This window comes from Sphingosinicella sp., from assembly GCF_052387495.1.
Lineage (GTDB): Bacteria > Pseudomonadota > Alphaproteobacteria > Sphingomonadales > Sphingomonadaceae > Allosphingosinicella.
The window spans coordinates 1-7915 of the sequence record NZ_JBQTJC010000143.1 but is presented as its reverse complement, the minus strand read 5'-3'; the positions used below and the strand labels follow the sequence as shown (position 1 = coordinate 7915).

8 protein-coding genes are annotated in these 7915 nt (G+C 68.3%); 1 reads left to right on the top strand and 7 read right to left on the bottom strand.

The window, feature by feature from the left end; all coding sequences use genetic code 11:
• Positions 1 to 99 precede the first annotated feature (99 nt).
• The 4 genes from metK to ACT4N8_RS08230 all read right to left on the bottom strand — a co-directional run bounded on the left by metK (position 100) and on the right by ACT4N8_RS08230 (position 4030).
• Complete coding sequence (gene metK / locus ACT4N8_RS08245; RefSeq protein ID WP_444857654.1) at positions 100 to 1275, bottom strand: methionine adenosyltransferase; 1176 nt, start codon at positions 1273 to 1275, stop codon at positions 100 to 102.
• Positions 1276 to 1339: 64 nt separating this feature from the next.
• Complete coding sequence (gene lnt, locus ACT4N8_RS08240) at positions 1340 to 2824, bottom strand: apolipoprotein N-acyltransferase (RefSeq protein WP_444857653.1); 1485 nt, start codon at positions 2822 to 2824, stop codon at positions 1340 to 1342.
• Positions 2825 to 2878: 54 nt separating this feature from the next.
• Entirely contained in the window at positions 2879 to 3214 is a 336-nt protein-coding gene (locus ACT4N8_RS08235) for a hypothetical protein (protein ID WP_444857652.1), read from the bottom strand.
• A 21-nt stretch (positions 3215 to 3235) separates the two neighbouring features.
• Positions 3236 to 4030, bottom strand: a complete 795-nt coding sequence (locus ACT4N8_RS08230) for a thymidylate synthase (RefSeq protein WP_444857651.1) — start codon at positions 4028 to 4030, stop codon at positions 3236 to 3238.
• A 104-nt stretch (positions 4031 to 4134) separates the two neighbouring features.
• Here ACT4N8_RS08230 and ACT4N8_RS08225 point away from each other — a divergent pair, with 104 nt between their 5' ends.
• Positions 4135 to 4509, top strand: coding sequence for a JAB domain-containing protein (locus tag ACT4N8_RS08225; protein WP_444857650.1), 375 nt, complete (start codon positions 4135 to 4137; stop codon positions 4507 to 4509).
• Between the two features lie 17 nt (positions 4510 to 4526).
• Here the strand turns inward: ACT4N8_RS08225 and ACT4N8_RS08220 are convergent, their stop codons facing one another.
• From ACT4N8_RS08220 to ACT4N8_RS08210, 3 genes are all read right to left on the bottom strand, one after another.
• Positions 4527 to 5216, bottom strand: a complete 690-nt coding sequence (locus tag ACT4N8_RS08220; protein ID WP_444857649.1) for a class I SAM-dependent methyltransferase — start codon at positions 5214 to 5216, stop codon at positions 4527 to 4529.
• 5 nt (positions 5217 to 5221) lie between these two features.
• The gene (gene prfB / locus ACT4N8_RS08215) at positions 5222 to 6349 is read right to left on the bottom strand and encodes a peptide chain release factor 2 (RefSeq protein ID WP_444857648.1); all 1128 of its coding nucleotides are present in this window, start codon (positions 6347 to 6349) and stop codon (positions 5222 to 5224) included.
• Positions 6350 to 6440: 91 nt separating this feature from the next.
• Positions 6441 to 7915 (bottom strand): penicillin-binding transpeptidase domain-containing protein (locus tag ACT4N8_RS08210; RefSeq protein WP_444857647.1); only part of this gene is annotated, 1475 nt, incomplete at its 5' end.

Sequence of the window (7915 nt, the reverse complement as noted above, 5' to 3'; positions counted from 1 at the left end):
GCCTCGCCGCCCTCGACGAAAACGGGCGTGTCGCCTGCGCCCTCGGCGGCCGCCGCGAACAGTCCGTAGAGGTTCGCGTCGGCGGCCATGGCGTCGGGCTCAGATCGCCTGCTTCAGCGCGTCGACGAGGTCGGTCTTTTCCCAGCTGAACAAATCGTTCGCCGGCTTGCGGCCGAAATGGCCGTAAGCGGCGGTCGGCACGTAGATCGGCCGGTTGAGGCCGAGATGGGTGCGGATGCCCTTCGGGGTCAGCCGGACGAGCTGGGGCAGCACCTCCTCCAGCTGGGCCGCGCTCGCGCCGTTCGCCTCGGTGCCGTGCAGATCGACATAGAGCGAGAGCGGCTCGGCGACGCCGATCGCGTAGCTGAGCTGGATCGTGCAGCGCCGGGCGAGGCCGGCGGCGACGATGTTCTTGGCGAGATAGCGGCTGACATAAGCGGCCGACCGGTCGACCTTGGTCGGGTCCTTGCCGCTGAACGCACCGCCGCCGTGCGGCGCCGCCCCGCCATAGGTGTCGACGATGATCTTGCGCCCGGTGAGGCCGGCGTCGCCGTCAGGGCCGCCGATCTCGAACAGGCCGGTCGGGTTGACGAAGATCGCCTCGTCGTCGTTCGGCATCCAGCCCGAGGGCAGGATGTCGGCGAAGACCCCCTTCACATAATCGCGCAGCTTCGCCTGGTCGTAGCCCTTGGCGTGCTGGGTCGAGACGACCAGCTTCACGGCGCGGACCGGCTTGCCGTTCTCGTAGGCCAGCGTGACCTGGCTCTTGCTGTCGGGCTCGAGGAAATCGGCCTCGCCGGTATGGCGCGCCTCGGCGAGCATTTCGAGGATGCGGTGCGAATAATGGATCGTCGCCGGCATCAGGTCCGGCGTCTCGTCGCAGGCGAAGCCGAACATGATGCCCTGATCGCCCGCGCCTTCGTCCTTGTTGCCCGCCTCGTCGACGCCCTGCGCGATGTCGGCCGATTGGCCGTGCAGGTGGCAGGCGAAATCGGCATATTGCCAGTGGAAGCCGTGCTGTTCGTAGCCGATCTTCTTGACGATGCCGCGCGCCGCTTCCTCGATCTCGGACATGGTCGGGGTCACGTCCTCGCGGCAGCGGACCTCGCCGGCGAGGATGATGCGGTTGGTCGTGACCATCGTCTCGCAGGCGACGCGCGCCTCGGGATCGCGGCCGATGAAGAGATCGACCACCGCGTCCGAAATCTGGTCGGCGACCTTGTCCGGATGGCCTTCCGACACCGATTCGGACGTGAAGAGATAATTGCTGCGCATCGCTGGCTGGTCCTCTTGGGAGAGCTGGGATTTGCGGATATAAAGATATCCTTATGTCTGCGCCCTAGCCGGATTTGCGGCGCACTGCAATCGCCGCCGCGACGAGCAGAGCGGCGAAAATGAAGGCTAGGAGATTGCCGAAACGGGCGAAGAGTGTCGGGGCCCCGCCGGCCGGTAGCCGACCCGTGATCGCCGCGCCCTGCCCTTGGGGGATGCTGGCGAGCAGCCGCCCTTGCGCATCGATCACGGCGGATATGCCGGTGGGCGTGGCGCGGAGCACCGGCAGGCCCTCCTCGATCGCCCTGAGGCGCGCTTGGGCGAGATGCTGCGGCGGGCCCCAAGCGCCGAACCAAGCGTCGTTGGAGGGGTTGAAGATGAAGTCGGGGCGGTTGCCGCGGTCGACCACCTGGCCTGAGAAGATGATCTCGTAGCAGACTTGGACGCCGGCGCGGCCGAAGCCGGGCAGGTCGAGCGTGCGCGGCCCCGACCCGCTCAGGAAATCGAGCGTGCCGGGCGCGAGGCGGCTGATCCCGATCGCTGACAGGAAGGGCCGCATGGGCAGATATTCGCCATAGGGAACGAGGTGCGCCTTGTCGTAGCGGCCCCGGAGACGCCCCTGAGGATCGAGCGTGAACAAGCTGTTATAGGCCGCGACCGGCTCGCCTTGGGCGTCGAAGACCAGCTCGACGCCACCGAGGAGGAGCAGGTCATTGGGACCTATCAGCGCGGCGATCCGGCGCCGCGCGCCGGGCTCGATCGAGAGGAAGTCGGGCGTCGCCGCCTCGGGCCAGAGGATCAGCCGCGGCTCGGCCTCCGGGCGCCCGGTCAGCGCCGCCAGCCGTCGGAAATTCTCGGCCTCGAAGCCCGGGTCCCACTTGTTCTGCTGGCCGATATTGGGCTGGACGATGCGGATCGCGGTGCCCGTCGGCGCGGGCGACGGCCCCGCCGCCCCGGGCGCCGCGCCCCCGCCGCTTAAGCCGGCGAGAAGCAGGGCCGCGGAGGTTCGGTTGCCCCGATGCGCGGCGAGAAACAAGGCGCCGCCGAACAATACAGCCACGCCGGACAGGGCATAGGTGCCGATCCACTGAGCGATCCCCGCCAGACCGCTCGGCACGAGCGCGACGGCGACGGGGTTCCAGGCGAAGCCGGTGAAGAGGGTCGCGCGGAGCCACTCGGTGACGATCCAGGCGGCGGCGAGAATCAGCACCAGCGCCAACCGCTGCTTGCGGCCCCAGCGCCAGGCCAGACCCGCGGCGGCGGCCGGGAAGACGGCGAGATAGAGCGAGAGCAGCACCACCGCGATCCAGCCGAGCCAGGCGGGCATCGCCGCCTGATAGGTGAAGGCGGTCGCGATCCAGTTGAGGCCCAGCGCGAACTGGCCGACACCGAACCACCAGCCCCGCGCCAGCGCGCTGCGCAAGTTCGGCGCCGTCTCGATCAGCCAGAGCAACAGGGCGAAGGCGGCAAGCGTCACCGGCCACAGCGACCAGGGCGCAAAGCCAAACGCGCCGATCAGTCCGATGAAGAAGGCGAAGCTAAGATGCCGCATCGCATCGCGCTATGCGGAGGCGCACCGGTCTCCGTCAATGGCGACCGCGTGGCCTCAGCGCGGCGGCTTGCCGCCGTCCTCGGCCTGTTCGGCCGCCTCTTCGACCGCATCGAACTCGTCGAGCGGTTGGCGCTCGAGCGTCGAGGAGGCTTCCTGGACCACCGGCGGCTGCTCCGGTCGGGCGGGCGGTGCCGGCGCGGGGGCTTCCGGCCGCTCGGCATTGGCGGCGATCAGCGCATTCTCGTCCGGCGCCCGCGCGCGCGTCACCAGATTCTGGTCGATCGCCGGCGCGGCCGTCTCGGTGCCGCTGCCGCGCCCGACGAACAGGCCGATCACGAACGCCAAAGCGAGGCTGCCCATCCAGCCGACGATATAGGGGGCTCTGCTCATCTCTCTTCCTGCGCGACGGGCCTAGACGGCGACTTCCGCCTTGATGTGCGGATGGGGGTCGTAGGCGGAAATCTCGAAATCTTCATAGCGGTATTCGTCGATCGCTCCAGGGCGGCGCAGGATGGTGAGCTTCGGCAGCGGCCGCGGCGCGCGCGTCAGTTGCTCGCGCGCCTGCTCTAAGTGATTGGAATAAAGATGACAATCGCCGCCGGTCCAGACGAAGGTGCCCGGCTCGAGCCCGCATTGCTGGGCGAGCATGTGCGTCAAGAGCGCGTAGCTCGCGATGTTGAAGGGAACGCCGAGGAAGACGTCGGCGCTGCGCTGGTAGAGCTGAAGGTGAAGCTTGCCGCCCGCCACCTGGGTCTGGAACAGGCAGTGGCAGGGGGCGAGCGCCATGAGGTGGAGGTCGGCCGGGTTCCAGGCGGTGACGATCTGGCGGCGCGAGGCGGGTTCGCGCCTGATCAGGTCGACCAGGCCGGCGATCTGGTCGATCTCGCGCCCGTCGGCGGCAGGCCAGTGGCGCCATTGCTTGCCATAGACGGGTCCCAAATCGCCCTGCTCGTCCGCCCATTCGTCCCAGATGCTCACCTTCTGCTCCTGCAGCCAGCGCACGTTGGTGTCGCCGCGCAGGAACCAGAGCAATTCGATGACGATCGAGCGCAGGTGCAGCTTCTTGGTGGTAAGCAAGGGGAAGCCCGCCGAGAGGTCGAAGCGCATTTGATGACCGAAGACCGAGCGGGTGCCGACACCGGTCCGGTCCTGTTGCTCGACGCCTTCGTCGAGGATGAGCCGGAGCAGATCGAGATAGGTGCGCATCGCCAACGCTATGGCCCGATTCCAATTCAAATTGGAGGGAAATTTGATCCGATCCGGATCAGCCCTTTCGTCCGGGTCGGTCCGCGCGATGGCATGGCCAGTGGGTGCAGATCGCGACAGCGAGGCAGGCAGCCAATCTCGTCGCGCCGCTTTTTTCCGACGCGGCGGAGGAGAAGCTCGTCGTGCTCCTTCTCGACGATTGGCAGCGGCAGCTCGCAATCGAAGAGCATGATGCCGCCGGCCCCGGCGCCGTCGATCTCCCGCTTCGCGCGATCTTCAAGCGCGCGCTCGCCCTGAACGCCACGGGCCTCGTCATTGCCCACAATCATCCGAGTGGGGACCTTACGCCGAGCGAGGCCGACATCCAGGCGACGCGCCGCCTCGCCGCCACCGCCGAGGCGCTCGGCATCCGCCTCCACGACCATCTGATCTTCGCCGCCGGCGAGTGCGCCAGCTTCCGCGCGCTCGGCCTGCTCTAGCCTATGAGTCTGGCCCCCTAAAGCGCGCAGGCCGGGATTTGGCCCGGCTCGGGCCGGTCGCCGGTCGGCTCGAACGAGGCGAAATAGGATTCGCTGTCGGGCAATCGCTCGAAGCGCTTGAGCTCGTAGCCAAGGGCGTTGAACTCGCAGACCAGCAGTCTCGGCGGCGTGCCGTGCCGGTCGGTGCTGCGGTCGGCGTCGACGACGATGATGCTGCCACCTGGCTTGAGATCGTCGCGCAAATGCCAGAGGAATTCGAACGGCGAGGCGATCTCGTGATACATGTGGATCATCAGGATGCGGTCGAACGAGCGGTCGGGGAGCTGCGGGTCGTTGGGCTGGCCGACCCGGATCGCGACATTGTCGAGCCGCTCGCGCTGGACGCGCTGGCCGAGCGTCCGCATCGTGTCCGGGACGATGTCCTCGGCGAGCACGCGGCCGGCCCGGCCGACGATCGGCGAGAGGCGCACGGTATAATAGCCCTGGCCGGCGCCGATGTCGGCGATCGACATGCCGGGGCCGATTTCGGCGAGGCGCACCACGGTCTGGAACTCGCCGACACTGTCGCGCGCCTCCTCGTCGCGATAGGCGGAGGAAACTATCGGCGCGACCGGGCGCTGCGGCGCTGGGAAGGCGGCCTTCTGTTCCTGCTGCCGGCAGCCGCCGAGCAGGACCAGAGCGAGGAGGGCGGCGCCCTTAGTCCACATCTTCTCTAATCCACATCTTCCACCTCGACCTTCTCGCCGGTCACCCGCTGCGACAAGGCGGCGGCCATGAACCGGTCGAGATCGCCATCAAGCACGTCGGACGGCGAGGTGGAGGTGACCCCGGTCCTGAGATCCTTCACCAGCTGATAGGGCTGGAGCACGTAGGAACGGATTTGGTGGCCCCAGCCGATGTCGGTCTTCGCTTCGTAGCCCGCGCTCGCCTCGGCCTCGCGTTTCTGAAGTTCCGCTTCGTAGAGACGCGCCTTCAGCTGCTTCAGGGCCTCGGCGCGGTTCTTGTGCTGGCTGCGCTGGTTCTGGCAGGCGACGATGATCCCGCTCGGCAAATGGGTGATGCGCACCGCCGAATCGGTGGTGTTGACGTGCTGCCCGCCGGCGCCGGACGCGCGGTAGGTGTCGATCTTGAGGTCGCTTTCATTGATCTCGATATCGATATCCTCGTCGACCTCGGGATAGACCCAGACGCTGGCGAAGCTGGTGTGGCGGCGCGCCGAGCTGTCATAGGGCGAGATCCGCACCAACCGGTGCACGCCGCTCTCGGTCTTGGCATAACCATAAGCGTTCTCGCCGCGGAGAAGCAGGGTCGCCGATTTGATCCCCGCCTGCTCGCCGGCATGATGAGCGACCAATTCGACCTTCATGCCGTGCCGCTCGCCCCAGCGCGCGTACATGCGCTGGAGCATCTCGGCCCAATCCTGGCTCTCCGTGCCGCCGGCGCCGGCGTTGATCTCGACATAGGTGTTGTTGGCGTCGGCCTCGCCGGCGAGCAAAGCGGCGACCTTGTCGCGCTCGGCCCGCTCGGCGAGCGCGTTAAGCGCGGCCACGGCGTCGTCGACCATTTTCGCGTCGCCCTCGGCCTCGGCCATCTCCATCAATTCGGTCGTATCGGCGAGGTCGCGTTCGATCACGCGGGTGGCGCCGATCGCCTCGTCCAGCCGACGGCGCTCGCGCATCACCCCCTGCGCGGCCTTGGGATCGTCCCAAAGCTTCGAATCCTCGACCTTCGCGTTCAGCTCCTCGAGCCGCTTCAGCGCGCGGTCCCAGTCGAGGAAGCGGCGCAGCAAATCGAGCGCGGAGCGGATCTGATCGATGGAGGCTTGCGCTTCGGCGCGCATGAAAATCCTTTCGTCCTCCCGGCGCGACCCGCCGAAACCTTATGTCCACGAGATCCCGGCCTGCGCCGGGATGACGGGACGGGGCGACGGCCTAATAGATGCCGCCCTGGCTTTGCAAGAAATCGCTGTCGCGCCGGTCGATCCGGACGACGGTCTGGGCCGGGCGGCCGGCATTGGGATCGAGCTCCTCGCGGGTCGCGGTGCGCCTCGGCTCGCTTTCCGGCTTGAACGCTTCCCAGATCACGGCGGCGCGCGGATCGGTGCCGGGCCAGGCGCCGGGCGCGCGGCGGCCGGAGCGGCGGTCGATCGCGACCATGCGGATGCCCTGTGGCGCGCGGAAGGGGAGGACCGGCATGCCTTCGAAGGCGGTCCGCGCGAACTGGCGGAAGATCGGCGCCGCGATCCGGCCGCCCTGCGCGTAATGGCCCATCGGCCGCGGCCGGTCGTAGCCCATATAGACGCCGGCGACGATCTCGGCCGAGCCGCCGACGAACCAGACGTTGGTCGGGCCGGTGGTCGTTCCGGTCTTGCCGAAGAGCGGGCGACCCAAATCGCGCAGGATCGTCGCGGTGCCGCGCTCGACCACCCCTTCGAGCATGTGGACGACCTGATAGGCGGTCATCGGATCCATCACCTGGCGGGTGCGAAGCGGCGGGCGGGGCATCGGCCGTCCGTCCCAGTCGGCCGCGTTGCAGCCTTCGCACGGGCGGGTGTCGGCGCGCCAGATCACGCGCCCGCGCCGGTCCTGGACATAGTCGATCACGGTCGGGGTAAGCGCCCGGCCCTGATTGGCCATGATCGCGAAGCCGTTGGTGATCCGCATCGCGGTGGTGTCGCCGGCGCCGAGCGAAACCGGCAGCACGTTCGGATAATTCTCGCCCACGCCCATGGCCTCGGCGAGCCGGTTGACCCGGTCCATGCCGACCTGGTTGGCAGCGCGCACGGTCATCAAATTGCGCGACTGCTCGAGGCCCCAGCGCATCGTCTGCGGTCCGGCATAGCCGCCCGAGAAATTGCGGAAGCAATCTTGCCCGGCCCGGCCCGGATTCACGCAAAACGGGCCGTCGATGATGATCGAGGCCGGCGTCATCCCCGCGTCGAGCGCCGCGGCATAGACGAACGGCTTGAAGGCCGAGCCCGGCTGGCGCTGCGCCTGCGTCGCCCGGTTGAAATCGGAAAGGCGCGCGTCGAAGCCGCCCTGCATCGCGCGGATGCGCCCCGAAGCGACCTCCTCGGCGATGATCGCGCCGGAGATTTCGGGGATCGAGCGCAGCGCCCAGACATTGCCGCTCTCGCCCTGCCGCTCGACCGCGATGATCGCGCCCGGGCGCAAAGCCGAGAAAGCGGGTTCGCCGGTGCCCCGCCGCGGCATCGAGGCGAGGCTGGCGGGGAGCTCGCCGGTGGTGCCGTCGACGAAGCCGATCGTGGCGTTGCCGCGTTCCTTTGCGAGGACGACCGCGGTTCGCCAATGGTCGTAGCCGGCGCCGAAGGGCGCGATCGAAAGGCGGCCGCGCCAATCGCCCTCAATGTCGATCGAGAGGCCCGGATCGCGCCAGCCGCGGCCGG

What these genes read in the sequence shown, in the direction of transcription:
- metK (WP_444857654.1), bottom strand. Translation starts at nt 1,275, where the DNA reads ATGCGCAGCAATTATCTCTTCACGTCCGAATCGGTGTCGGAAGGCCAT.
- lnt (WP_444857653.1), bottom strand. Translation starts at nt 2,824, where the DNA reads ATGCGGCATCTTAGCTTCGCCTTCTTCATCGGACTGATCGGCGCGTTT.
- ACT4N8_RS08235 (WP_444857652.1), bottom strand. Translation starts at nt 3,214, where the DNA reads ATGAGCAGAGCCCCCTATATCGTCGGCTGGATGGGCAGCCTCGCTTTG.
- ACT4N8_RS08230 (WP_444857651.1), bottom strand. Translation starts at nt 4,030, where the DNA reads ATGCGCACCTATCTCGATCTGCTCCGGCTCATCCTCGACGAAGGCGTC.
- ACT4N8_RS08220 (WP_444857649.1), bottom strand. Translation starts at nt 5,216, where the DNA reads ATGTGGACTAAGGGCGCCGCCCTCCTCGCTCTGGTCCTGCTCGGCGGC.
- prfB (WP_444857648.1), bottom strand. Translation starts at nt 6,349, where the DNA reads ATGCGCGCCGAAGCGCAAGCCTCCATCGATCAGATCCGCTCCGCGCTC.